Consider the following 25,976-nt stretch of genomic DNA (forward strand, 5'->3'; position numbering starts at 1 on the left):
ACTGCTCACTTCAGATAATAATACCGGTAACGACTATGACGCGCCCTCCAAATTCAGGAAATGAACAGGAGCCTATCTTCCGTCGTCGTCTATGGCTCCTCCTCTTAGGACGTACTAGTCTTGTTCTCGGAGTGATTTTGCTGGCTGGAATTGCAGGTGGTTATTGGTGGGCGAGGAACTACATCTATAAAGAATTAGCACCGTTGGTGCAGAGCAATCTCCAGCAGTTGCTTGGAAGAGAAGTAAAATTAGGGGCAGTTGAGCGCTTTTCGCTCTCTAGTCTGAGATTTGGCTCATTATCGGTACCAGCAACTCCCACAGACCGAGACCGAGTTGCAGCGAAAGCTGTAGAGGTAGAGTTCTCCCCCTTGCGACTTATTTTTAACCGAACTTTGGCGTTAAATGTCACTCTAGTTCAGCCTAATGTCTACATTGACCAAGATAAGCAGGGACGTTGGGTGACGACTGAACTTAAGCAAGGAGAGGGACAAGGTTTTATTCAAACTGAGTTACAGACGCTGCAAATTCAAAATGGGGATGTGGTGTTAGACCCAAATCCTACACCAAACAAACCCAAAGGCTCAGTTACCTTAGACCAAGTCAATGGTATAGCTCGATTCCCTCAACAAGCTATTAGTTATGAACTCAACGCTCAACCAACTAAGGGCGGCTCAGTTAAAATAGACGGCAAGACACAACTGAATGCACAGCAAACAACTAACCTCAAAGTTCAAGCGCAAAACCTCCAAGCATCTGATGTTAGTCGATTAATTGAGCTACCAATTGCTTTGCAAGCAGGTCAAGTGAATGGTGACTTAACCGTTCAATTACCACTCAATCAGCAACAGTCCAACAATCAGCAGAACATTGCCATCACGGGAACAGCTGTTGCTAATCAAGTCACGGCTCAGATTCAAAATGTTCCCCAAAAGTTTATCAATTCCAATGGAAGATTAGTCTTCCAAGGTCAGACAATTGCTCTGGACAATCTCAGTACAAATTATGGCAAAGTTCCTGTTCTGGCAAGTGGGACACTCAATACCCAAAAAGGGTACAACATTTCAGCTCAGGTAAAAGCAGCCAGTGCTAAAAATGTCATAGACACGCTGAATTTCAATTTACCAGTTCCAGTAGCTGGAGATGTGCAAGCAAAGATTCAGTTGCAAGGAGCTATCCAACAACCAGTTCTCAGTGGAACGGCAAGCAATATAACACCTGTTCAAGTTGACCGCGTTCTGTTCCAGAATATTAACACTGATTTCCGCCTCAATGTCTCTGAAGCAGCATCTCAAGTGACCGTCTCCAACCTGCGGTTAATTCCAGCAGCAGGTGGGCAAATTACAGGGAACGGTCAAATTAAATTAGGGGCTAAACCCCAACAAGGTGGGGTAATATTTAATCTTCAAGCTGAAGGTGTGTCAGGGGATGTGCTTGCAGGCTCCTACAGCTTTACTCCCCCTACCAGTCTTGGTAATGTATCGGCAAAGGCTGAAATTTCTGGCACTCTTGATAAGCCCCTACTTAGCTTGTCTGGCGAAACGACACCGCCAGCAGGAGGAAAAATCACAGCGAATGGTCAAATTCAACTGGCAAACAATGGTAGGGTTGCTCTAGATGTTCAAGCTCTGGGTTTGCCAGGAAATGCGATCGCCCAAGGTTACGGCTTTTCAACTCCCATCAATATTGGTGGTGTATCTGCTAACGCCAAAATCTCTGGTTCACTTGGCACACAACCGTTAGAAGTCGCTGTTTCCAGCATTAAGGCGACCCCAGAAGTGGGAGGACAAATTACAGCAAACGGTCAACTTCAGCTTGCACCCCAAGGTAGAATATCGTTCAATGTGCAAGCTCAGAATTTACCAGGCGATGCTATTGCCAAGGCTTATAACACCTCTCCTACCATCACCGTTGGTAATGTATCGGCAAACGCCAAGATTTCTGGCTCACTTGGCAACCTGCAAACAGTCGCGCAGCTTTCCGCGCCACAAGCCACATACCCCACAACTGGACAAGTTGTTGTGAATCAACAAGGGAACAGTATTCTCTTCCAAGATGGGCTTTTCAAAGTAGCAGGCGGTACAATCACGGGGAGAGGTCAAGTTGTACAAGGTCGCTGGCAGGCTTTTGTTGATGCCGAGCAAATTCAATTGAGCCGTTTTGCACAGATACCACCCCAGCTTCAGGGAGGAGTCTTAAGCAGTGAGTTGAATTTGTCAGGAACAACTGCTTCCTTCCAACCCTCAACGATTCAAGCCTCAGGACAAGCAAACCTCCGTAGTGTAGCCGGAGGCACAGTTAACCTCAGGAACATTAACCTAAATGCTGGTCGCTGGCAAGCAGTTGCGGATGTTGCCCAAGTTCAACTTAACCGTTTCTCAGAACAACTGCAAGGTCGGCTTGGTAGTAACTTGCAGATAGCTGGAACAACTGAGTCCTTCAACTTAGCAAATATTCGAGCCGCAGGACAAGTCCGCTTGTCACAATTAGCGCTGCTTGCACAACCACTCACAGCACAAGTCCAGTGGAATGGTCAACAGGTTATCATTCAACGCGCAACGACCCCTGGATTGAGTGCTAACGGTGTTGTTGCTGTCCAGATACCAGAAACGGGTACACCGCAAGTCTCTGCTTTCAACTTGAATGTCCAGGCGCGCGATTACAATCTGCAAAAAGCTAGCTCTACTCTTCCTGGTAACGTAGCGCTAGCGGGACAGCTAGATTTTACGGGGCAAGTCACAGGGACTCCAACAGCACCTAATGCTACTGGAAACATTCGGTTAGAGAACTTTAAGGTCAATACTTTGGCATTTGACCCAGTATTAGCTGGGAATGTAAATTATCAAGGGGGGCAAGGGGGACAACTGCAACTTGCGGGGACACAAGACCGAATTGCAGTTAATGTTAACGCGAACAATCGCCCAACCTCATTTTTAGTTCGACGTGATGGAACAGTTGCAACTGGGAGAACCGAAGGCGAAAACTTGCTCGTCAACGTGCAAGATTTTCCTGTAGCTGTTTTGGAGGGCTTTATCCCAGGCAATGCATTACAACCTCTTGCCGGACAAATATCTGGAAATTTAGTGGTTAATTTAGACACATATGCAGTTGCAGGAGATGTAGCAGTTGCTCAACCTCGCATCGGCAGAGTCACAGCAGATGAATTTCGAGGAAATATTAGTTACACCGATGGGACTGCTAGCTTAACAAATGGTGAATTGCGGATAGGTCAAAGCCGCATATCCTTAAGTGGAAATTTGCAACCGGGAAACGACCCACAATTTCAAGCTCAAGCTAATTTTGACAAAACCAGAATCGAGACAGTTTTACAAGCGTTCAATATTTTTGATTTTCAAGATGTTGGTGGAGGGTTGCAAACTCCAGATTTTGCAGGAGCAGAGGTACTTCAAACGAAGCCTATCAGTTTACCAGATGCAAATTTGCTGACACAGTTAGAGTATTTCTCAAAAATTCAAGATTTAATAGCAAACCGACAGGAACAGCGAGACGAACCAACGACTGTGCCCACACTTGCAGAATTACAGGGTGCTGTTAGCGGAGCAATTGAAGTGTCTGGCTCATTGCAGTCAGGGTTGAACGCCAGCTTTAATGTTCAGGGTGATGACTGGCAATGGGGTGAGTACTCGATTGATCAAGTCATTGCGAGAGGCACTTTTGCAGATGGTGTCGTGACACTGTTGCCATTGAGTGTGGATTTGAATCCAGGACTCCTCGCTTTTACGGGACAGTTGGGAACTGAACAACTCTCCGGACAGTTGCGCCTAGCCAATCTACCTGTATCATTGTTACAACCGTTCCTAGAAAGATTACCAGTTGATGTCACAGGTCAGGTGAATGCTGTCGCTACCCTAGGTGGTGATTTAAAAGACCCTACAGCCATCGGGGAACTGACGATAGTCGATGCCACTATCAACAAGCAACCTGTGCAGACAGGGGAATTGAGTTTCAACTATAACAATGCTCGTTTGAATTTTGACAGTACCGTGTTAGTAACTGGAACCGAGCCTGTTAAGGTTACTGGTAGCGTACCTGCCCCACTGCCTTTCGCTTCTGTGCAACCAGATAGCAATCAAATCAGCATCAGCGCCAACGTGCAAAATGAAGGCTTGGCGCTATTGAACCTGTTTAACAATCAAGTGACTTGGGTTAATGGTCAAGGGCAAGTAGATGTAGATATTCAAGGGACTTTAAACCAACCAATTATCACAGGAAATGCCTCAGTCCAAAATGCGACTTTTCAGGCTCAAGCCCTATCCGACCCCTTGACAAATGTGACAGGAACACTGCAATTTAACGGCAATAGGGTAACTGTCGAAAGCATTCAAGGGCAATACAATCAGGGTAACGTGACGGCAGCAGGAGTCCTTCCCATTTTTGCCAGTCAAGCAGCACAGCAGCTAGCCGCAACAAACCCCCTCACTGTATCGGTAAACAATTTGGATGTGAATCTGCAAGGGCTGTATCAAGGAGGTGTCAGTGGTGATGTCATTATTGGTGGAACAGCGCTCTCTCCTGATATTGGTGGGGTCATTCAGCTGAGCGATGGTCAGGTTGCTATTGGACAGCAATCTACTACTGCTAGCGCACAACCAACAGATACACAACAGGGGAGCGCCACGGATAACCCAACAACGACTTTCAGCGCACAACCAACAGAAACGGGAGGAGGGAGCGCAACAGCGGGCGCGATTCCAGCTAATTTACCGATAGAGTTTGATGGTTTACGGTTAATTCTAGGCGACGATGTTAACGTCACCACTCAGCCTATACTTGGCTTTGTACCAGGAGGCAACCTTAGCCCGTCCTTACTCAGCTTTGAGGCAAAGGGTAACTTAACAATCAATGGCACTTTAGCCAAGCCCCGCCCCCAAGGTGTTATTCGTCTGACAGGAGGACAAGTCAATTTATTTACCACTCAGTTTACCTTAGAGCGGGGGTTTGAACAGACTGCACGGTTTACTCCCAGTCGCGGACTTGACCCCGTCCTAGATGTCCGGCTTGTGGCAACTGTACCAGAGGCAACAGGAACAGGTAGTCGTACTTTGAACTCTCCTTTTTCTAGCGAAATCAATGACGTTTCTGCAATCAACTTTGGGACGTTACGAACTGTTCGCGTTATAGCCAGAGCAAAAGGACCAGCTAGTCAATTAACTGACAATTTAGAACTGACCAGCGAACCGGGTCGTAGAGAGGCAGAAATTATTTCTCTGTTAGGCGGTTCTATTATTAATAGCTTGGGTCAAACGGATACAACGACTGGACTTGTTACCCTAGCTGGTTCTACTATATTTGGTAACTTGCAAGGAAGCATTACTGCAATAGGACAGGCGATCGGCTTTAGTGAATTTCGCATCTATCCTAGCACTATCTCCAACCAAGCATCGAGGGCTTCCGTTCTCGGCTTAACAGCAGAAGGTATATTTGACATCAGTAGGAATTTTTCTGTTTCCCTATCGCGGGTTTTCTTAACTAATGAGCCTTTCCGTTACAACCTCATCTATCGACTCAATGATGAAACTCTCGTACGCGGCTCAACCAACTTGGCAGACGAAAGTCGTTTAGTCGTTGAGTATGAGACACGGTTTTAGCGTAACTGGCGATAAAGAAGAGAAACTGAGCGTATCTGACTTGCAAAAGTATGATTAAGGGATGTTTAGAACCACAGATGTAGGCGTTAGCCGTGCCGTAGGCTACACAGATAATTCATCTGTGTCCATCTGTGTCCATCGGTGGTTCTATTTTGATCACTCTTGATGGCAAAAGATTCCATGAGCTGCGCTCACAATCAACGATGAAAGTAGATCAAGATAGGTCTAATTTGTTTGAGTTAACACTTGCGGTGGCAAAATTCCACCCCTAGACTCTAGTTACTACTCCAGAGAAGCGTTAAGAGTATAACAGAGCTTTACTAAGCGAACAAACAACTTGCAGTACGCTCATATTCAAGCTAGGTAGTAGAAACAAGAGTAGCGAAAATGACAGATTCACAAAACCGCCCTGAACAAATTAAGAAGCTGCGTGAACTGATCAAAGATCTTGACATTGGAATGCTCACTACAGTTGATGAAGACGGAAGTTTGCACAGTCGTCCGATGTCAACTAATTCAGAGGTCGAATTTGATGGCGACCTTTGGTTCTTTACCTACGCCAGTACCCATAAGGTAACGGAAATCGAGCAGCATCATCAGGTCAACGTCAGTTTCTCTGATCCACATAAGCAACAGTACGTTTCAGTCTCAGGTCCAGCTCAATTAGTACGCGATCGCAATAAATTGCAACAGTTGTGGAAGCCGCAACTAAAAGCTTGGTTTCCGAAGGAACTAGATGAACCCGATATTGCTTTGCTCAAAGTTAGTGTAGAAAAGGCTGAGTATTGGGATGCTCCCTCTGGCTTTGTCGCACACACAATTGGACTAGTAAAGGCGATAACCACAGGTGAGAAACCCAGTGTCGGCGAAAATGAAAAAGTCACTTTGAAATAGTTGCCCTAGGGGAAGCGTTGCAAAACCTAGGGTAGTTCACCCCATGTTGTACACCATTCTCACGTCCACAGGGGTGAAATTTCACTACCAGGATAACCCAGTTAAACAAATTAAGCCCGTTAGGGTTTTATTTGCTTGACTCCTTCCCAGTAGGCGTTAGCTTCTAACTCATAAGAGTCAAAAAGCTCATGCGCCCAACTAGTTCGGGAGTAAACGGGTCGTACAAACGGAATATCGTCCGGGTTGGGTTCTTCGGTAGGCGTTACTGGATAGGTATTACGCTCGAAATTTGTACTTTGGGGTAGGCGTTGTTCCTCTATGTCATCTTGGGGAACAATGCCGACGCTATTTGTTGCTGGAGTAGGTGCGGGAAGGTGCGACTCATAACTGGAAGCAGCTTTCGAGGGAGACGCCATAGGGGAGGATACCGTTGAGGACGGTTCCCGGCGCAAGGAAGTATCCGTTGCTGATTGTGTTTGGACAACCGATGGTGATGAACTCGTATTGATAGCTGTTACGAGAGAGTGAATCTTTTGTACTGTCAATTCAGCACGTTTTTCTTTAAACCCTTCTGGACGCTCAATCGTGTTCATCCCTAAACGCCCTTCAAGAAGAACGCGATCGCCTTGGTGATAGTTTTGCTGAATTTCTTTCGCCAAATTTCCCCAGCCTACCACCTTTAAGGTTGCCGGAGGTTCTCCCTCTCGCAAAGATTGAAACTGCACCAGCATTTCGGTCACTTCCAAGTTATCCGCTGTAAAGCGCAGTTGTGGCTCTTGAATAATTTCCGCCATCAATATACAACTATTCATGAAATAAAATCCTCCTGATTAAAATAAAGTGTTAATTGGTACGGGAAAATGCAGCGCCGTTACTCAGCAATGGGATGAAGGAAAAGGGGGATGAGGGAATTTGCATGAGTCGTTGTGGAGGTAGATCAATGAAAATATTGAGCTTTTTTGACAATTTTCTTGAAAAAAGCTCAGTTATGCTCTCAGTTTTTAGTCACTTCTAGCATAAAAGCCAAGCAATTGTCCTGAACAGCGCTCATGACTCTGCTCACAACCTTCGCCTGACTGTAAAAAGCATTGAATTTGACACTTGATTAGTATAATTGTACCACTAAAAGACAACAGCAAAGTGTCTTGTCTGATGTCTCTCGTCTAAATGAATGTTTGTCAACTGCAAGGCTGCGACTTGCTAATACCTTTATGTAGATAGCCACGAATTTCTACTTCCCTCGTGTCTAGTTTCAAATGTGTTGATTGTCGTCCTTTGGGTCGTCTTAAAGTTTTTCCCTCGGCTTTACGTTTAGCGAGGGCTTCAGTTGTTCTCAGTACAATTAATTCCCGCTCGATTTCTGCTGCCAAGCCCAAAACTGTTGCTGTAATTCGGCTTTGCATTGAGCCATCGAGTACCATTGTTTCGGGGACGCCGCGTTCTTTCATTTGCGCCTCAAATGCTGATTTCTCAGTAGGTGTATAATCTACCTCTTTGCCTGATAAGTCGGTTAAGGTAGCCGCGACGAAGCTTTACTTTCATAACGCACAAGTGCGGCAATTTGGTTGGCGGATATTTTTTCCAGTAGATTTTGGCCTACTGCTGTACCCAACTGTCCGGTGGCTCCTGTTACCAAGATCATGGTTTTTCCTTTTTTGTTTGAATTTTGCTTTGTGCTTCGTTAGAATTGTCGGCGTCGTTATCTTCTCAGATACCGTCTCGTGCTTTTCTCGCCTACGTGAGGACATGGTCGGGTGTGACCATGGCGGCGTCGTTGAAGTCTCCCTGACGCACGTCCACGCCCTTCTGCGACCGTTCGGCGGCTCGCCTCTTACCCTTGCGCCGAGTGTTGCAAAGCGCACGATTCTCTTTTTATTTCAGTTCGTTTTCCCCGGCAGCGCGACTGGCGACCAATGCGGAAATCAAGCCGTCGTCTGGCAACGCCGCCATGAGCGGGTCACGTAAGTGGGTGTGGAGCGGCTTGTCCACATTGATCAGGTTATAGGCGAAGAGCGGCGACGTGGGTGAATAGATGGCGAGGGCTTCGGGCGCAAAATGAACTCCCGCGCTAAACGCCTCGGATGACGCGAATGTCACGGCATCACCCAAAACATCGTGCACTTCCTGCCACCGCGTCACGGCGTAAACCTGAAGTGCAGGCAGGAATGTCACGGGAGCCTCGGAGCGCATCTGCGCGAGGAGCGTGAATCGGTCGGCGGTAAATCGCGGGTTACTCGGGTCGAATCAGACGCCCAGGGAACGAGGCGATTGCCGAAGGCACTGCCCCTTGGGCAATCGCCCTGGCTTAGGGCAGCAAGTCCATAGGAAAGATGCATTGACTGACTTTGTTCCAAAGAAACGTCGTTTAGCATTTACTTTTCTTCCGCTTTGTAAGTCATAAAGGTTGTGTTAAGTTAAAGAAACATACCGCCGGAAATCTCAATTCTCTTCGCTCAAGCGGAAGCCGCTCTAGATCAGCGACACGGCGACCAGCACTAGTTCTTCGGCGAGACCCTTGTCCACAAGTCGGTGAACGTACGCATGTCCAGAAAGGCGATCGCTTTGATCGCTTTGCCGTCCTTCATTCGGAAATACCAGGTGTAGGTGTTTCGGGAAGGTTTGCCGTCCCTGGCGGTCGCCTCGCCGTCCCAGAGGACGATGACCATATCGCCATCCGCCCAGATGCCGCGCATGGTTGGTACGATTGGAGTCGATAGTCGGGCGCTGGTTGGGTTAATGACCCGATCGAGGAGCTCCTGCCGACTGCGATAGGTACCCGCCATTGCACCAGTCCCAGTAATCGTCCAGGTTGCATTCGGGGCGAGTAGGTCAAAGAAGTTGCCAGTCCTATTTCGCCAGCCGTCGAAATACTGCTGGACAATTTCCTTGTTGCGCTGTTCGATCATCTGAGTATCTTGTACGCCTGCTGGATTGGACTGAATTGCCTGGGCAACGTCTGCGCTCGCTGGAGACTGATCGAGGGAAAGCTGCGTCAAGCAGCGATTGCCTCCGGCACTGCGCTCCGCGCAATCGCTACAGGTGGCTGCATCATTATTTGGCTGAAACACAGTCACATCTGATTGAGAATCTGCCTTAGCCGTGGGAGCTTTCGTCATCGCCAGAACAGGACGTATCATCTTAACCTCTGAAGATTTTATGAATTTTTGGCGTTCCATAATTAAAGACTGCGGCTTCCACCGCTCCTTTTAGCATGGTATCGTCATCCATCGTGCGACTCAGCAACGCCGATTTTCTAGCCATCTCTCTCTTGGAAGTCTGTGCTTTTGGGCACCTCTTCCCAGTCATTTAAACTCTTTGTCAGGGATTGAATATTGGCGCGTGTCCGTTGCAGTGCGTCTGATCCCAGCACCAAATGCAAGGGCGGATTTTCTGCTGCAACGGCTTTGATCATCGCCTGTGCACCAAAATCTGGGTTGCCAAGTTGTTTTCCATTGATATCAGCTAGATGTTGCATCGCCTTACCACTGGTTGGAAGGTAATCTGCGATCCTGGTTTGACTGTTGTGAATGGAGCGATCGCTCAGAAAATCTGTTCTAAACGCACCAGCTTCAACCAAGGTCACTTTAATACCCAGCGGCTCAACTTCCTGTGCTAGCGATTCTGAAACCCCTTCTACAGCGCATTTAGCCGCAGCATAAAAACCTGAACCGGCCATGGGTGTCAATCCTGCAATGGAAGAGATATTCACAATATGTCCACTGTGCTGTTGTCTTAGATAAGGCAGTACAGCCTTCATCACCTGAACCACACCAAAGAAATTCACATCAAAAACATGTTTGATTTCTGCATCGCTGGCTTCGCGCGATCGTACCCAGCAAGCCATATCCAGCATTGTTGACAATCACATCCAAGCGCCCATGTAACTGATAAGCCGCTTCTACCGTCTGTTTAATTTGCGCCGAATCGGTTAATTCAAGCTTAAAGAGTTTAAGATTGTTGGAGTCTCCATTAAGATCGGCTTTTCCATCCCGTGTGGTGCCAATCACAATATCACCTTTATCCAGCACAGCCTGGGCAAGTGCTTTTCCGAGACCACGGGAGACACCCGTGATCAACCAGATTTTCTGGTTTTTCGTCATCACCGAAGAAAGGCAGCTATGCTGAGGGCAGGAGGCAGAAGGGAAGAACTAGTTTCTCTTAAGCCAAGAGGGTTTGAAGCCCCTAAATTTATTTATGAACAATTGTGGTGCAGGGAAAAAAAGAAGTGTTGCTGAATGAGGAACATGCCAGATTGGGGAAAAGCGGTGTTCGAGCGGTTTGGTGGCGTTAATAAGGTGGTTAATGCCGCCGGGACAGGCGCGCTGAACCAGTCACTGGCGGCACTCAGCTATGGTGGCGAAGTCGCCCTAATGGGGTTAATGACGTTTGATGATGGTCTGCTGGAATTTGGTTCGCTGATGGGTAAGGGTGCGACTGTCCGGGGCATCGCCGTCGGCAACGCCCAAATGTATGAAGCGATGGTGCAGCTGATCGACACCCACAAAATCCGACCGCCTATCGATCGCAGGTTCCGCTTTGAGGACGCCAAGGACGCTTACCAAGCCTAGTTATCGCCGGAACTCTTCGGCAAAATCGCGATCGAGCTGGCGTAAATTACGCCAACCTGAGAGAAACAGAGAATCGCGCCGGACGAATAAGGTTGATCGCGTCATCCGACTGGCAACTTCGGGAGTGAGTGCCATGCTATTTCTTGCATCCTCCGCTCAAGCTGTCCGTAAACGTTCAATATCTCGAATTGGCGGCGCGCCGAACATACGGGCATATTCGCGGCTGAACTGTGAGGTGCTCTCATACCCCACATGATAGGCAGTATTAGTCGCGTCAACATTCTCGGCAAGCAGCATCTGACGCGCTGTCAATAGTCTTAATTGTTTTTGATACTGCAACGGACTCATGGAAGTGACTGCCTTAAAGTGCCGATGAAACGACGAAGGAGACATATTGGCTGCAACAGCCAGCTCCTCAACTCGCAGCGGCTTTGTAAAATCAGCTTTGATCTGTTTGATCACCTCAGCAATGCGCTGCATGGTACTGCCAGACGTAGCAATCTGACGAACCGCTTCCCCTTGTTCACCCCTCAGAAGACCAGGGCTGTTTCATTCCCTAAAACAGGTAAAATTGCAACTGTTGAGGGGAGAAAAAATCATGGGTGCAAATCTGATTTCACAACTGCAGCTTGTTGAAGATTTCAGAACTTTAGATGGTCGAAGGCATCCTCTGTGGTTGGTGTTGCTGTTTGTCATAATGGGCACCATGAGTGGATATATTGGGTATCGTGCATGGGGAGATTTCGTGAAACGGCATCGTCGAGTATTGATCCAGACGTTTGAAATACAAAAACATGGCGTTCCTTCGTATTCAACGATACGACGTGTAGTGATGGGAGTAGACTTTGATAAGCTAGTGGAAATATTTAATCAGTGGGCTGAAAACTACGTTGAACTACAGGAGTCAGAGTGGTGTAGCATCGATGGCAAAAGCATTAAAGGAACAGTCACTAACTACAAAAAAGCTTGTCAGAATTTTGTCAGCATCGTATCAGTATTTGCGAGCAAAAAAGGACTGGTTTTGGGCATCTCAAAGCTTGAGAACAAGTCGGAGAGCGAAATCGTAACTGTGCAAAATTTAATTGCCGTTTTGGAGATCAAAGATGCTGTATTCAGCCTTGATTCTTTACATTGCCAAAAAAAACTTGTCAATTAATCATCGATAGTGGCAACGATTATGTAATTGCTGTTAAAGACAATCAGCCAAAACTACATCGTCACATTAAACGCGTTGCTGCACTCAGATCACCAGCCAGTCGTTACATAGCCACCGAAAAAACCAGAGATAGATTAACAACACGTACAGTAGAAGTTTTTCATGATTTGAATGGAATAGACCTAGGATGGACTGGGATTAAGTCTTTAATTCGGGTTGAACGAGTTGGGACACGGGGTAGAAAACAATACCATGAGGTTGTTTGTTACATTAGTAGCCTGATTCGTACCGCACAAGAATTTGCTTGTGGTATTCGCGGTCATTGGAGTATCGAAAATTGCCTGCATTGGGTGAAAGATGTAGTTCTTGATGAAGACGATTCCACCATACGTCTGGGTAACGCTCCTGCTAATCTTTCAGTTATTAGAGCGATTGCCCAAGGGGCACTGCGCAGAGCGCAATCGCTCTCAATATACTCCGTCGTAATGGTCATACTTCCATCACAATTGCTCATAGATTTCTCTCTAATGATATTGACAAACTTCTTGCCCTTGTGGAATGAAACAGCCCTGCTCAGAAGACGGTAATAGATTTCGCGGACGATCATCGGTGCTAGGAAGGGAATATCCTGCGGTGTGTCTAAAAGCCGGGTCAGCCGGATCGCACAATCAATCAACGATGGCTCGGCATCGCTGATAAACCAACCTTTAACCGAGTTTTCCTTCTTATCTATACCTGGGTTAGTTTGAGCAATAATGTCACAAAGTTGAACGGGGTCTAAATCTAGCTTAAATCCTAGATACGGCTGCTCGGGTGTCGCCTCGATCGCACATCCACACAGCGGCAAATCCACCGAAACCACTAGACATCTCCGGAAAATAAATAATTCCTGGTAAAATCATATACAAATGTATTTTTACCAAACTATTGTGGGTTCTCTATTTGAGCATATTCAACATCATCCTCTAGATGCACAGCGTTTAATTGGTCTCAAGTATGAGCAATTAGAGCAACTTTTAGAACAAGCGAGAGAGGTGCATAACCAAAAACAAGTATCATCTGAGTCTAAAAAGGTAAGAATTATTGCGGGTGGAGGAGGTCGCAGACCTAAACTGTCGTTGGAAGAGCAAATAATTTTAACTTTGACATATCTCAGACATTTAACAACATTTCAATTGCTGGGCATCCAATTTGGGGTAAGTGAGACAACTGCAAACGATACATTCAATTATTGGTTTCCAATTCTAGGAGAATTATTACCACCAAGCCTACTTGAGCAGGTAAAAAAAAACTCAAGTGACTACCAAGTTGTTCAAGAAATTTTAACCGAGTTTGAGCTAATAGTAGATAGCTATGAACAGCCAAGAGAGCGGCCTGGGGAATATGAAGAGCAAAAAGAATATTACTCTGGCAAAAAGAAAAACCATACTATGAAAAATCAAATTATCGTTTTACCTGAGGGGAAAGATATTATTGATGTAGTAGCAGGAAAACCAGGAACAAAAAGTGACATCAATTTATTTCGAGAACATCAAAAAGGATTTGACCCCAATCAGAGGTTTCATGGTGACAAAGCATACGCAGGAGAAGAATCAATCAAGACCCCAACGAAAAAGCCAAAAAAACAAGAATTAACTCCGGAACAAAAAGAACGAAATAAAGAATTGGCCAAGGAACGAATATTTGTTGAACATTTAATTCGTGTCGTGAAAATATTCCGAGTAGCCCAAGAACGGTTTCGGTTAAATCCTAATAAATATGAACAAATAATTATGACTATTTGTGGACTTGTAAGACTCCGACTTGGAACCTTAGTTTTCTCATCATAAAAGAGCGGAATAATTCTCAAGTACAATTCCTGTACATAGCCACTTATTTTTGCCCTCTTCTTAATAAGAAACATCTCAAACCCTTATTGTTACGTGTTGTCTAGCTCACTTTTGGAATTGGCGATTGCGCGAAGCGCAGTGCCCCTTGGGCAATCGCACGCTAAAAGTCACTTCGGCAAACAATTTGAGTATTTTCGGAGATGTCTATTGGTTTCTTAATGGCATGCAGCGAGGGTACGAGCGATTGCTTTGGCTCCTAACACGCGTCAAAGCGATTGTTGTGTTGCTATTCATTGCCTCTTTAGGACTCACAGCTTGGCTTTACCAAACCGTACCCACAGCATTTCTTCCTGAAGAAGACCAAGGACGAATTTTTGCAATTATCCAGGCACCGCAGGGAGTCTCGTTCAACTACACCAGCGAAGTTATGCGGCGGGCAGAACAAGAAATCCTTAAACTCCCAGAGGTTGAGAGCACTTTCGTCAACGGTGGCTTTAGTTTTGGTAATGGCACCACTGCCAACAGTGGCGTGATTTTTATCAATCTTAAGCCTTGGGACGAGCGCACAGGTCTTGGTCAGTCAGCAGCAGAGATGATCGGCAAGTTGCGCTCTACACTATCAGCAATCCCAGAAGCCAGAATAGTAGTGACGAATCCGCCAGCAATTCAAGGTCTAGGTAGTTTTAGTGGCTTCCAGTTTTATCTAGAAGATCAAGCAGGCAACAGTGGCTTGAATAACCTGGTGCAAGTTATGAGAGATTTGACAGGACGAGGCAATCAAACACCTCAGTTACAATCTTTATTTAGCACTTTTGCCGCAAATTCGCCCAAGATGCGGATTGAAGTTGACCGCGATAAAGCGGAGGCGTTGCAAGTCGACATAGACGATATCTTCACTACACTGCAATCTTACATCGGTTCGCGCTACGTCAACGACTTTAACTTGCAGGGGCGGACTTATCGGGTGTATGTGCAGGCAGACGCGCAGTTTCGCTCTAATCCGGAAGATATTGGTAAACTTTACGTCCGTTCCGCAACTAATCAAATGATTCTTTTAAGTAATCTGGTGCGAATGACTCCGACTACAGGAGCACAAGTGATTAATCACCACAATTTATTCCGGGCTATTGAAATTAATGGTTCAGCTGCTGAGGGTTATAGTTCCGGACAAGCAATTGAAGCAATGAAGCAACTAGCTGCAGAAGCTTTGCCGCCAAGTATGGGCTACGAGTGGTCGGGAATAGCCTTGGAAGAGCAAGAGTCTGGCACTCAGGCACCAATTATTTTTGCTTTAGGTCTTGTCTTTGTCTTTCTCGTGCTCGCAGCTCAGTACGAGAACTATGTTGACCCCTTAATTATTATGCTAGCAGTTCCCCTGGCAATCTTTGGGGCGCTGTTATCGCAGTCGTTACGCGGTTTAAGTAATGATGTGTTCTGCCAAGTTGGTCTTGTGATGTTAATTGGTCTAGCCAGCAAAAATGCGATCTTAATTGTGGAATTTGCTAATCAGCTGCGGCAGCAGGGTTTGCCACTGACTAAAGCGGTGGTAGAAGCCTCGCAACAACGCTTGCGACCAATTCTGATGACGGCGATTTCTACTTTATTGGGGATTTGGCCGCTGGCAGTTGCAACAGGAGCAGGAGCAGCTAGCCGACAATCTTTGGGTACAGCTGTATTTGGCGGGATGCTGATCGCTACTTTCTTAACGCTATTTGTCGTCCCAGTACTATACATCGTCATTGGTAATGTCCGCGATCGCTTTCAATCCAGTCACAAGTCTCGCGGATTTGTAGCAGAAACCTCGACCCAACAAGAGCCGATTGAGCGTAATCTTTGATAGATATTTTCAAATTAAGCACAGAGATGACAAGAGGGTTGTGTTGCAAAAAGTTGTTAAGGACAGAAAACTTCTTGCAAAGGGAATTGGTTATGCAGCCACTCCAAAAATTTCAGCGATGAATTTGGTTGTGTTGCAAAAATTTTTGGAGGACAGATCTTTTCTATTACTTAGCTCTCGCTAAACTACCAGCAACTTTGCCCGCACTACTTACCCACTGTAATCTGTCAACTAATAGGCTTTCATCTTAGATGCAAGATCTTAGCTTAAAGATGTTTGAGTTATGGAGTATGTATTATGCCGCCTAGATATCTGCTTGCCCTGTCGCTCCCAATCTTTTCGGTCATTGCGTTATGGTCGCCCGTACTAAGTCAAGCGCAAAGCCAGATGCTATATTGGACAAAAGCTGCTCCGCCAACGGTAGCTCGGCAAGAGCTTTATCCAGAGGTTTTGAACAACAAAATTTATGTGGTCGGCGGTGTACTCAGCCCACCCACCAGGTTCTCAGCGCATTTCGAGTCTTACGATCCGCTCAAGGATGTGTGGACAGTATTAAGACCGCTCCCTGAAGCACGCCATCATATCACACTGTCGGCAGTAAATGGTTTGCTCTATGCTGTTGGCGGTTTCATAGGTGGGTTTCCGGACTGGCGTGCACAGCCGACGGTATTTATATACAATCCTGCCTCTAATACTTGGACTAGAGGGACTGACCTGCCAGTGGCTCGCGCCGAGGGCATATCCGCAGTAGTTGATAATAAAATCTATCTAATTGGCGGGCGCGTTCGAGCCACTGAGGATGCTCGGCTTTTCAATGATCATATTGATAGCGTGAGAAACGAAGTATTTGATCCGACGACTAGGCGCTGGGCAGCCCGTGCCGATGCACCAACAGCGCGAAACAGTGCAGCGTCGGCTGTCATTGATGGAAAGATCTACGTGGTTGGTGGTCGCAAGTTTGTCAAGAATGCTGATGGCACGACGCAGCAGGTGAATGTGCCAAATCTTGAGGTCTACGAGCCGAAGCTTGATCGTTGGGAGGCGCTTGAGCCTATGCCTCAAGCCCAAGGTGGTCTGGCTGCGACCGCACTCAACGGCAAGCTTTACGTTTTTGGTGGCGAACAGTGGGTTCCAGAGCAGAAAGTTTTTGCCGAAAGTTGGGTATACGACCCAAAAACCGATGGCTGGGAAGCTTTGCCGCCCTTGCCAACCCCACGACATGGATTAGGGGCATCGACAGTTGGTAATCGAATTTTTGTGTTTGGTGGCGGAACCCAAACAGGCGGAAACGCAGCGACAGCAATCCACGAAGTGCTGGTATTGCCCACTCAGAAAGTCAGCAATTCATACCGCCATTATGCAACGCCCCTTTTTTAAGGAGTCTTCTGTTCTCAACAAGTTTTTGCAACACAACCGTTAAAGCTAACTCTAGGAGGTCATTGTGAACATGAATCGTCGTAAATTCTTGATGATGGGAGGCATCAGCGTCGTCGTCAGTCTCGTCAGTGTCTTGACGCATGGCATTAAATCCCGCTCGCAGCAACTCTCAGGTGCTCTCGCCGAGCGCTTCCGGCGCATGTCGCAAGAGGCCGAAGCCCGTGGTCTGGCCGAGCCGTTTAAGGGCGTCACCACAAACGGTGACGTTGTCCCAGGTCTCTTCCCCATCCGCTCGACCGGAGTCTCCACCGCGCCCGTCCGCAGAACCGCCGAAGCTTTCCTCGCCACTTTGACTCCGGAGCAGCGCGCCAAGACGATATTTTCGGTTGAGGACCCAGAATGGCGCAAGTGGATGAACCAGCACTTCTACATCCGTCAGGGCACGGGCTTCAATGAGATGACTGAGGCACAGCGCGAGGCGGCCTTCGACCTGCTGCGCGCCTCCCTGAGCGCTAAGGGATTGAAGCAGTCGCGCGACATCATGCGGCTCAACCATACGCTGGGCGAGCTGAATAAGAACTTCGCAGAATACGGCGAGTGGCTCTACTGGATCACAGTGATGGGCGCGCCTTCGGACAAGGAGCCGTGGGGTTGGCAGCTCGACGGTCACCATCTGGTCATTAACTACTTCGTGCTGGGCGACCAGGTGGTGATGACGCCCACTTTCATGGGCTCCGAGCCGGTGACGGCCTCCTCCGGTAAGTACAAAGGTACGACGGTACTGCAAACCGAGCAGAACCGCGGCCTGGCGCTGATCAACGCGCTAGATGAAGCGCAACGCCGAAAGGCGATCATCGAGGTCTCCAAGACCGGCAACCACAACGTGGGCGAAGCGTTCAAGGACAACGTCGTTCTCGACTACGCCGGCATCCGCGCCACGGAGTTCACGACCAAGCAGAAGGAGCAATTGCTCGATTTGATCGGCGAGTATGTGGGGAACATGCGCGATGGGCACGCGAAGGTCAAGATGGACGAGGTGCGGTGGAATCTAGACGAGACCCGGTTCGCTTGGATCGGCGGGACGAGGCCGAACAGCGTCTTCTATTACCGCATCCACAGCCCGGTAATCTTGATCGAGTTCGATCATCAGACGCCGATCGCGCTGCGGCATTTGGAACGTGGTAAGCCTACGCGCGAGCACATCCACACCGTGGTGCGGACGCCAAATGGGAACGACTACGGTAAGGACCTACTCCGGCAGCACTACCAGCAGCACCCGCGCCCACACAAGCACTGAATGATGGAAGCGTAACAAATCAAGCTGCTATATGAACTAACTGGATGCCTAAGCCAGGAAGTCACCCTCCTGACTCGGCTACAAAACCGTGCATGAGATGTTAACCTCACACGGCTCCTCGATGATTTGGTGCTTGTCAAGCACACCCATGAATTCAGAGTTAAAAGGGATTACGGTTGAGATAATCCTCATCTATCTCTTGAACTGTGACGACAGCTTTATCTGCTGCCGTTTTAGCATCGTGACAATGTCCGTGAAGTAATTGAAGGTTGTCATACTTATCCTTACCGCCTTTTGAGCGGGGGACTTTATGGTCGATTTCCATCAAATCTTCATCGTGGAAGAATAACCCACAATGAGCACACTTGCCTTTCTGCATCTTCAAGAGTGTTGCCACCCTTGTTGGCGCTTCAGGATGTTTGCCCATCCTGGAACTCCAGTACACCCAATCACCGTCAAACGGGCTACGGCTTCCTTGCACTTGTATGTGTCTCACGATACGAGTTTCACGGTGCTTTAGTAAGCGAATCTTCTGATTATGGGGTTTAAATACCCAATTATCAGACCCTACGGTTTGCCAATATTTTTGACAACTCCACCCTTGAAGATTTATTGGGGTGACGATGTTCTGCCCATGCTTTTAGCTGGCTGAATAATGTTGTATCAGCCTGATTAAATATGCGTTTGCTAACGACACCTGAGTAGTAGTTCGTCCATCCACGGATGACGGGATTCAGATGAGCTATTAAATCAGATTGTGGAACTGACTTATGCCCATCAATCAATTTACCTATCTTCTGCGTGTGTGTCTTTAGCTTTGTTTTGCTTGGGGTAATAAGAGTTTTGTAACCAAGTAATTTTCCGTTTGAGCTTTTACCACTGTGATATTTTCCTACAGGAAATTGTCGAACAGTGAAACCCAAAAAGTCAAAACCAACGTTACCTTCATACATATTAAGTGTATGGGATATTCGGGTTTTGCTTGGTTTCAATTCCAGCCCCAATTCGTTTAACCACTCCGCCATAATCTGCTGACATCTTTGGACGACGGAAAGGTTTTTATGCAGAATGATAAAATCATCTGCAAATCGAATTAAGCTTATTGCGCTACGGTTATCCCTTTTACATTCGGGTAAAGTTAGAGCAATTTGTTTAATTCTATTTTCCATGCCGTGGAGGGCTATATTCGCTAATAATGGCGAAATCGTCCCACCTTGTGGCACTCCCATTGATGTTTTGTTGTCAGATTTCTCTCTAAAAGCATATTCAGAGAAATCAATCACTCCCGCTTTCAACCATGCTCGAATTTGTCGGCGGATGGTGGGAAATGTATTTAATTTTGACAGCAGAACATTGTGATTAATTTTGTCAAAAGTGGGTAGCTAGCTAGCGAGGTTTCCAAAGATTTGGCTCCTTTTCTAACTAGCCCCCGCCGAACCGTGCTTACGAGATTTCCAGGTACACGGCTCTCCAGTATTCTATGCATCACGAGACTCGTTTATATCTTGGTTTACCGGCGTGTATTGCATCATGGCATTGCGGGCAGACCATGAGAGTTTTCCTTCTACGTGCGGACATAACTTGCATCCATTGCGGTTTTTCCTTCCTGCCCTTGGTTTTAAGGTCTTTAAGGGCGCGAATATGGTGAACTTCAATGTTACCTTTTGCTCCACAAATCTCGCATTCATCCGCAAGAAGCCGTTTGATTAGTTCATTTCTGAACGCGGGCTTTCTCTTTGTCGGCAGGTCTTGTATGGTTGCTTTTAGGTTGCGTTTTAATTGTATGCCGCCGAAGCGAGCCACCAAAGGTTTCTTACCTTCTACTGGGACGGTTATTTCAACGCACTTTCTTAGACCTTGTGGAAGTTTTACCGTCTTATAGTACTTGGCGCAGAGTTTAGCCACGCTAGTTTTGTGTTTACAGGCAAGGGTTTTCATCAGTGAACTCGACATAACCCATTGAAGTTTTCTCAGCCATGCAATGTTTTGAGCAAGGCTATAGAATTGTACGTATCCTCTAAATTCTGACTGGTAAATGTTGACAATAGTAAAATCGTCATCATTTATTAATTCAGGGCGATGAATGGGTTTACCATTCCTCATGTATAGAGCGCACTTTTCTTCTATAAAGCTTGCTGGAGTTCTTAGTGCAATAATTCCATTGATTGAGCGTTTACCATTGGTATGCTTAGTGTCGGAATATTGAACTAAAATTTCGTAACCTAAAAACTTTGCTGCTTCATTTCTGGCATTAGTAATTAAGGTCTTTTCTGGTGACAGTTCCAACTGAAGATTTTCAGCCAAAAATGTCTTTAATTTTTCCTTGATTTCCTTTGCCTCTTGAAACGAGCCAATAAAACCAAGCAGAAAATCATCTGCATAGCGGACGTAGTTTAACCTCCTATATCCAGGGTCACGGACATCTTTAGAAGGCATTTTCTGGTATTGTATTTCCAGTTGACGCGCTTTTTCAAATTGTCCATTTTTCCTGTAGTACCAGGCGAGTTTTACGAGTTTTGAATACTCCGGATTTTCTGTCCGACATTTACCACGCGTATATTCTGGAATGAGTGTCTCTTCGATAAATTTATCGAATTTGTCAAGATATATATTTGCGAGTATGGGTGATATTATCGAGCCTTGCGGCGTTCCGCTAACGGTAGAGTAATATTTCCATTGCTCACAGTAACCTGCTTTTAGCAAGTTTTCAATCAATCTCAAGAAGCGATTATCTAGGATTTTCTCGCGTAAAATTGACATTAAGATTTTATGGTCTATGTTGTCAAAACATCCACGAATATCTCCTTCGATAAACCATTTGGTTCCTTGCCAAGTACGGTCTATTATTGTTAGTGCCGTATGACATCCACGATTGGGTCTAAAACCATGACTGCTGTTAGAAAATTGGGGTTCGTAGTACGCTTCTAATATCAAACGTATTACTTCCTGAACCAATTTATCGTTCCAAGTGGGAATTCCTAGGGGTCGAGTTTTCCCATTTTTCTTGGGAACATTAATTCGCCGCACTGGTGTCCACCGAAAACGTTCATAGCGAATATTTTCTATGAGGTTTTCAATCTTTTTAATGGACATCCCATCAGCAGTGTCAGTTGTGACTCCTGGTGTCATTGCCCCATCATTTTTGTAGATGCGACTGTACGCCAGTAGGTACAGCTTGGGATTGAAAAGTTGCCTGTAGACATCATCCAGGGGTAAGTCACGATAACCTCTGTCTCGGATTACACTTAAAACCGTTTCGGCGTTTCGCATCTCGCGTACCTCTCGATGTAAGTGTGAAGAATACCTGTTCTCCTTCGCCATGTGGGCGGCTTTCCCGTCCTCGGACTACTATGAGAACTCTGTAACCATAGGGGTCGCCCCCTGTAAGTCATCCCGCGCTTTATTAACTCGGTACGTAACAGTGTGATTTAGGTGTCCCATTCATTCGTTAAGCCATCTCATCGCTGGCTGACTTCGTTTGAAGGAGTTGTATGGTTTAAATGTTTAAAACCACACACAAACGATTATTCCTTTTAGGCGTTGTAGGAATAGGCAATCGCGTATACCGTCAGAATTGGGCTTCAGGTAGTTTAACTTTCACCATGTCACACAGGTCTTGCCGAACAATAGTTTTCACGCCTTTTCTCTATTCCCAGCTTTACCAACATGCTGTTGTCCCTTTTGTCTTTCGACTCCAGGTTAGTTGGTTGACCTAGAGACTTTCTCCTTATTCTCTCCCAACTTGGTTGGGGATACCGCATTAACTGTCGCGGCGCACACATTTCGCAATATCGGTATCCAACACATATTTAGGTTTGAACTTAATAGAGTTGAAAATTGCCTTAATCGCATCATGGGCATTTCTTCCTGGTCGAAAGCCGAACGAGTTTGGCTCGAAGCGAGCTTCCCATTCTCGTTCCAAGGCTAGTTTTACTAGCGATTGCAAGGTGCGGTCGTACAGAGTGGGTATAGAAAGGGGTCTTTTTTCTCCCTCTGAGCCGGGTTTTGGTATCCACACCCTTCGGGTGGGAGCGGCTTTCTGACCTAGCTTCAGGGATTGTACTAAGATAAGACGTGCTTTTGGGGACAAGTTTTTCAACCCATCTATTCCAGCCGTTTTCTTACCTCGGTTGTCCTGTGTTACCCTACGAACCGCTAAACACTTCGCTGACCAGGAGTGCAACAACGTTTTTTGGAGTTTACGAACTGCCTTGACATCACCACGTTGCGAGGCTTTGTAGATGCGTTTTTGCAACTTAAATACTTTCCTTTCTAGCTTTTGCCAGGGGATAGTATTCTTGGAAGATAAACCGCTAACTTCCCTCTACATAGATTTGAGGATTATTGCCCAGATATACGTAGGTTTTTACAAGCGGTATCGGAATGGCTCTGACCGAAGAATCCGTTCTCGATGCACGCTGGGGCAATTTCGTGACGCGCTCATTTGACGATTACCACGTTCCACAACCTATCCTTCAGCTTTTGCATCGCCCTATAGGAATACACATTGGTGTCCTGGTTACGGGATCGGGGACAATTCGACAATCTAACCCAAATACCTCGCGCACCATTGTTTGTGTCATCACCTGTTCTGGCGTTCCGTGGGTATAAACGCCCCCCTGCTTCACTGCAACTAAGTAATCGGCATAACGACAAGCATGATTTAAGTCATGCAGCACCATGACTAAAGTTCGTCCTTGTTTCTGGTTCAATTCCAACAACAAATCCAAAACCTCTATTTGGTGCGCCAAGTCCAAGAAAGTCGTGGGTTCATCTAACAGTAAAATATCCGTATCCTGAGCCAGCGCCATTGCAATCCAGGCTCGTTGCCGTTGTCCACCAGAAAGAGTATCTAACTCACGTTCTGCCAGTTCGGTCATTCCAGTCGTTGCTAATGCTAACTCGACTAACCGCTCATCTTCTTTTGACCACTGCTGCAACCAGTTTTGATAGGGGTAACGCCCACAAGCAACCAAATCTCTCACTGTTAACCCTTCAGGTGCTACTGGTCCTTGAGTCAGAATACCTAACTGCTTGGCAACATCTTTAGTTGATAACTTGAACAAGTCAGCTCCATCAAGATAAACGGTACCAGCACGCGGCTTGAGCAATCTTGCTAAACCCCGTAGCAGTGTTGACTTACCGCAACCATTGGCACCAACTAAGGCAGTCATCTTGCCTTCGGGTATGGCTAAATCTAGGTTTTTAATGATCGCTGTGCCATCATAAGCTAAAGTGAGCTTGCGGGTTGAGAGTTGGTTGTGCGTGTGAACTTTAGGGATCATCGTTTGCGATTTTGCACTAACAAATAGATAAAGTAAGGAGCGCCGATTACAGCAGTCACAATGCCACAAGGAATTTCTGTGGGAGCAAAAAGTGTTCGTCCCAGTAAATCAGCTACAACCACAATCATCGCCCCGATCATTCCTGAAACAGGAATTAACCCCTCATGAGTTGAACCTACCAACTGACGTGCAATATGGGGAGCCATTAATCCCACAAAATAAATTGTGCCAGCAGTGGCAACAGCAGCACCACAAAGCGCTGCACTCGTTAGCAATAACAAACCGCGTTGCCACTCCACCTGACTCCCCAAACCTTTGGCTATATCGTCTCCCAAGGCAAGAGCATTCAATTGTTGTGCTTTGACCAAAGCCAAGGGGACAAATACAATCAACCAGGGTAGCAGAGATAAAACCTCTTCCCAACTGCGCCCAGAAACACTCCCCGCTAACCAAACTAAAGCCCGACTAACATCGTCAATTTCACCAAATGTCTCCATAAGCGTTGTGAAGGCGTTGAGAAAAGTATCAATGCCAATACCAACCAAAATCAGTCGAATTGGGGAACTCCCCTTATCCCATGCCAGTAAATAAACAAGGATTGCAACAGTTAATGCTCCTGTAAAGGCAGAGAGAGGCAAGGCTTCCGCGCTGACGACATCTGGGAACACAACAATCAGACTTACAGCGGCAAAACCAGCACCAGCGTTCATCCCGATAATTCCTGGTTCGGCAAGAGGATTGCGGGTTATACCTTGCAAAATGGTTCCAGAAACCGCTAATGCCATACCAACAAAACAGGCAGTGATGATTCTCGGTAGTCGTAATGTATTGATAATGAATGCGTGGTCAGGATTGCCTGTGTTTAATCCTAGTAGGGTTTGAATAACTGCTAATGGCGAGATTGGATATTCTCCCTGAGACAAACTGATCACCATCGCCGTCAAAGTGATAAGTATCAAGATGAACAAGACAGTGGGGACGCGCCGGGGAATGCGTAAGGATACAGAAAGCGTTTTGGAACGGAAAACCAGTGAGTCTTTTTTCATTTTTTCACCTTTGTTCGCGCTAGATAAATGAACAAGGGCGCTCCGACTAAAGCTGTTATGACTCCAACTGGCAGTTCTTGAGGCTGAATAATCAATCTGGCAACAATATCTGATAAAAGCAACAATGTTGCTCCAAATACGGCACTATATGGTATAATCCAGTAATAATGTGTGCTAATAAGTATGCGGACAATGTGGGGAACGACTAAACCAATAAACCCAATTGGTCCGGCGACAGCAACTGCACTACCTGCTAGCAACAGGACAATCACAGCAGCGGTCAGTTTCACCCATGCGGTTTGTTGACCTAAGCCTCTAGCGACATCTTCACCAAGGTTCAAGATAGTGATTTGTTTTGCTATGGCGAATGCTAAAATCATGCCAATGCTGATGTAGGGCAGCACTTGCCAAATGATGGCGGCTTCAGCATCTGCAACTGAACCTGCTAACCAAAAGCGGATTTCTTCAAGGGTGCGTTGACTGAGAATGAGGATGGCACTTCTGAGTGAAAACAGTAAGGTACTGATTGCTGCACCTGCGATGGTGAGATTGAGGGGAGTGATACCACCACGACCAAGGGAAGCAATGAAATAGACAGCTATGGCAGCCGCACCAGCACCCACAAAAGCAGACCAAATATACAAACTCGGCTCGGATGACCCGAAAACAAATATGGCGGTGACGACCAAAATCGCTGCACCATCGTTGATTCCCAAAATTGCTGGGTCAGCTAAGGGATTGCGGGTGATGCCTTGCATAATCGCACCAGCGACTGATATGGCAGCACCTAGTAATATGGCAAGGAGCGATCGCGGTAATCGCACGGTACGAATGATCAGGTGATCTGCTGAACCATTGGCTGTGAACGCCTCATAAATCGTTTTCCATGAAATATCTGCCGCCCCATAGGAAATACTTGCAATAAGGCAGAGTAGGAGAACGAGACAACCCACAACTAAGCCAATCAGAGGTTTGGATTGTGGTTGCATAAAGCTAAGGCTTCTCCATAAATCTTATTCCTAGCAATGACCGCGATATCTCCTTTCGTTGACGGTTAAGGTCTGGTACTAGTTAATACAAC

General features: G+C 46.5%; 25 protein-coding genes and 1 pseudogene. 8 read left to right on the forward strand and 18 right to left on the reverse strand.

What is annotated here, in order from left to right:
* The first annotated feature begins 35 nt into the window (after positions 1–35).
* A complete protein-coding gene (locus tag MAS10914_RS0119545) occupies positions 36–5,606 on the forward strand; it encodes a translocation/assembly module TamB domain-containing protein (protein WP_017317641.1) in 5,571 nt (1,856 codons plus the stop codon).
* Between the two features lie 387 nt (positions 5,607–5,993).
* Positions 5,994–6,500 carry a pyridoxamine 5'-phosphate oxidase family protein gene (locus MAS10914_RS0119550; protein WP_017317642.1) on the forward strand — a complete coding sequence of 169 codons (507 nt, stop codon included), beginning with the start codon at positions 5,994–5,996 and terminating at the stop codon, positions 6,498–6,500.
* Between the two features lie 119 nt (positions 6,501–6,619).
* On the opposite strand, the gene MAS10914_RS0119555 is transcribed toward MAS10914_RS0119550, so the two are convergent.
* The 8 genes from MAS10914_RS0119555 to MAS10914_RS35035 all read right to left on the reverse strand — a co-directional run bounded on the left by MAS10914_RS0119555 (position 6,620) and on the right by MAS10914_RS35035 (position 10,600).
* On the reverse strand, positions 6,620–7,312 hold the full coding sequence (locus tag MAS10914_RS0119555) for a single-stranded DNA-binding protein (RefSeq protein WP_026082678.1): 693 nt from the start codon (positions 7,310–7,312) through the stop codon (positions 6,620–6,622).
* 366 nt (positions 7,313–7,678) lie between these two features.
* Entirely contained in the window at positions 7,679–7,948 is a 270-nt protein-coding gene (locus MAS10914_RS30555) for a recombinase family protein (RefSeq protein WP_017317644.1), read from the reverse strand.
* A 62-nt stretch (positions 7,949–8,010) separates the two neighbouring features.
* Positions 8,011–8,142 (reverse strand): SDR family oxidoreductase, encoded by a 132-nt coding sequence (locus MAS10914_RS34405; RefSeq protein ID WP_017317645.1) that lies wholly within the window; start codon positions 8,140–8,142, stop codon positions 8,011–8,013.
* Positions 8,143–8,372: 230 nt separating this feature from the next.
* On the reverse strand, positions 8,373–8,672 hold the full coding sequence (locus MAS10914_RS0119570) for a hypothetical protein (protein ID WP_156818197.1): 300 nt from the start codon (positions 8,670–8,672) through the stop codon (positions 8,373–8,375).
* A 323-nt stretch (positions 8,673–8,995) separates the two neighbouring features.
* The gene (locus MAS10914_RS0119575) at positions 8,996–9,676 is read right to left on the reverse strand and encodes a nuclear transport factor 2 family protein (protein WP_017317647.1); all 681 of its coding nucleotides are present in this window, start codon (positions 9,674–9,676) and stop codon (positions 8,996–8,998) included.
* A complete protein-coding gene (locus tag MAS10914_RS36255; protein ID WP_269635066.1) occupies positions 9,639–9,761 on the reverse strand; it encodes a hypothetical protein in 123 nt (40 codons plus the stop codon). The genes MAS10914_RS0119575 and MAS10914_RS36255 overlap by 38 nt, the downstream gene beginning before the upstream one ends.
* On the reverse strand, positions 9,754–10,344 hold the full coding sequence (locus MAS10914_RS31680) for an SDR family NAD(P)-dependent oxidoreductase (RefSeq protein ID WP_198014990.1): 591 nt from the start codon (positions 10,342–10,344) through the stop codon (positions 9,754–9,756). Before MAS10914_RS31680 ends, MAS10914_RS36255 begins: the two co-directional genes overlap by 8 nt.
* A complete protein-coding gene (locus MAS10914_RS35035) occupies positions 10,286–10,600 on the reverse strand; it encodes an SDR family NAD(P)-dependent oxidoreductase (protein WP_232224194.1) in 315 nt (104 codons plus the stop codon). Before MAS10914_RS35035 ends, MAS10914_RS31680 begins: the two co-directional genes overlap by 59 nt.
* A gap of 135 nt (positions 10,601–10,735) precedes the next feature.
* Between MAS10914_RS35035 and MAS10914_RS31685 the strand changes: the two genes are divergently transcribed.
* Positions 10,736–11,068 (forward strand): zinc-binding dehydrogenase, encoded by a 333-nt coding sequence (locus MAS10914_RS31685; protein ID WP_017317648.1) that lies wholly within the window; start codon positions 10,736–10,738, stop codon positions 11,066–11,068.
* Here the strand turns inward: MAS10914_RS31685 and MAS10914_RS36260 are convergent, their stop codons facing one another.
* Both MAS10914_RS36260 and MAS10914_RS0119595 read right to left on the reverse strand, forming a co-directional pair.
* Positions 11,069–11,203 (reverse strand): hypothetical protein, encoded by a 135-nt coding sequence (locus tag MAS10914_RS36260; RefSeq protein WP_017317649.1) that lies wholly within the window; start codon positions 11,201–11,203, stop codon positions 11,069–11,071.
* A gap of 21 nt (positions 11,204–11,224) precedes the next feature.
* Positions 11,225–11,548, reverse strand: a complete 324-nt coding sequence (locus MAS10914_RS0119595) for a helix-turn-helix domain-containing protein (protein WP_017317650.1) — start codon at positions 11,546–11,548, stop codon at positions 11,225–11,227.
* 39 nt (positions 11,549–11,587) lie between these two features.
* Here MAS10914_RS0119595 and MAS10914_RS36265 point away from each other — a divergent pair.
* A pseudogene (locus tag MAS10914_RS36265) lies at positions 11,588–12,649 on the forward strand (ISAs1 family transposase); the annotation flags it as partial.
* On the opposite strand, the gene MAS10914_RS36270 reads toward MAS10914_RS36265, so the two are convergent.
* On the reverse strand, positions 12,544–13,086 hold the full coding sequence (locus MAS10914_RS36270; protein ID WP_332248817.1) for an AraC family transcriptional regulator: 543 nt from the start codon (positions 13,084–13,086) through the stop codon (positions 12,544–12,546). The pseudogene MAS10914_RS36265 and the gene MAS10914_RS36270 overlap by 106 nt on opposite strands.
* A gap of 46 nt (positions 13,087–13,132) precedes the next feature.
* Here MAS10914_RS36270 and MAS10914_RS0119610 point away from each other — a divergent pair, with 46 nt between their 5' ends.
* The 4 genes from MAS10914_RS0119610 to MAS10914_RS0119630 all read left to right on the forward strand — a co-directional run bounded on the left by MAS10914_RS0119610 (position 13,133) and on the right by MAS10914_RS0119630 (position 18,564).
* A complete protein-coding gene (locus MAS10914_RS0119610; RefSeq protein WP_017314084.1) occupies positions 13,133–14,053 on the forward strand; it encodes an IS5/IS1182 family transposase in 921 nt (306 codons plus the stop codon).
* A gap of 184 nt (positions 14,054–14,237) precedes the next feature.
* A complete protein-coding gene (locus tag MAS10914_RS30565; protein WP_408605873.1) occupies positions 14,238–15,890 on the forward strand; it encodes an efflux RND transporter permease subunit in 1,653 nt (550 codons plus the stop codon).
* Between the two features lie 297 nt (positions 15,891–16,187).
* Complete coding sequence (locus MAS10914_RS0119625; protein WP_017317654.1) at positions 16,188–17,267, forward strand: Kelch repeat-containing protein; 1,080 nt, start codon at positions 16,188–16,190, stop codon at positions 17,265–17,267.
* A gap of 70 nt (positions 17,268–17,337) precedes the next feature.
* Positions 17,338–18,564, forward strand: a complete 1,227-nt coding sequence (locus MAS10914_RS0119630; RefSeq protein ID WP_017317655.1) for a DUF3500 domain-containing protein — start codon at positions 17,338–17,340, stop codon at positions 18,562–18,564.
* Between the two features lie 160 nt (positions 18,565–18,724).
* Here MAS10914_RS0119630 and MAS10914_RS35735 read toward each other — a convergent pair whose 3' ends face one another.
* The 7 genes from MAS10914_RS35735 to MAS10914_RS0119660 form a co-directional block, all read right to left on the reverse strand.
* Positions 18,725–19,060: an HNH endonuclease gene (locus tag MAS10914_RS35735; protein ID WP_232224196.1), complete on the reverse strand. Its 336-nt coding sequence runs from the start codon at positions 19,058–19,060 to the stop codon at positions 18,725–18,727.
* A 64-nt stretch (positions 19,061–19,124) separates the two neighbouring features.
* Positions 19,125–19,928 carry a group II intron maturase-specific domain-containing protein gene (locus MAS10914_RS35740; RefSeq protein WP_332248840.1) on the reverse strand — a complete coding sequence of 268 codons (804 nt, stop codon included), beginning with the start codon at positions 19,926–19,928 and terminating at the stop codon, positions 19,125–19,127.
* 121 nt (positions 19,929–20,049) lie between these two features.
* A complete protein-coding gene (locus MAS10914_RS0119640; protein WP_026082323.1) occupies positions 20,050–21,834 on the reverse strand; it encodes a reverse transcriptase domain-containing protein in 1,785 nt (594 codons plus the stop codon).
* A gap of 490 nt (positions 21,835–22,324) precedes the next feature.
* Entirely contained in the window at positions 22,325–22,855 is a 531-nt protein-coding gene (locus MAS10914_RS30575; RefSeq protein ID WP_071599840.1) for a reverse transcriptase N-terminal domain-containing protein, read from the reverse strand.
* A 184-nt stretch (positions 22,856–23,039) separates the two neighbouring features.
* Positions 23,040–23,849: an ABC transporter ATP-binding protein gene (locus MAS10914_RS0119650; protein WP_017317657.1), complete on the reverse strand. Its 810-nt coding sequence runs from the start codon at positions 23,847–23,849 to the stop codon at positions 23,040–23,042.
* Entirely contained in the window at positions 23,846–24,895 is a 1,050-nt protein-coding gene (locus MAS10914_RS0119655; RefSeq protein WP_017317658.1) for a FecCD family ABC transporter permease, read from the reverse strand. Before MAS10914_RS0119655 ends, MAS10914_RS0119650 begins: the two co-directional genes overlap by 4 nt.
* Positions 24,892–25,884, reverse strand: a complete 993-nt coding sequence (locus MAS10914_RS0119660; RefSeq protein ID WP_017317659.1) for a FecCD family ABC transporter permease — start codon at positions 25,882–25,884, stop codon at positions 24,892–24,894. The genes MAS10914_RS0119655 and MAS10914_RS0119660 overlap by 4 nt, the downstream gene beginning before the upstream one ends.
* Between the last annotated feature and the right edge of the window lie 92 nt (positions 25,885–25,976).

It is taken from the genome of Mastigocladopsis repens PCC 10914 (genome assembly GCF_000315565.1).
In the GTDB taxonomy this organism is placed as follows: domain Bacteria; phylum Cyanobacteriota; class Cyanobacteriia; order Cyanobacteriales; family Nostocaceae; genus Mastigocladopsis; species Mastigocladopsis repens.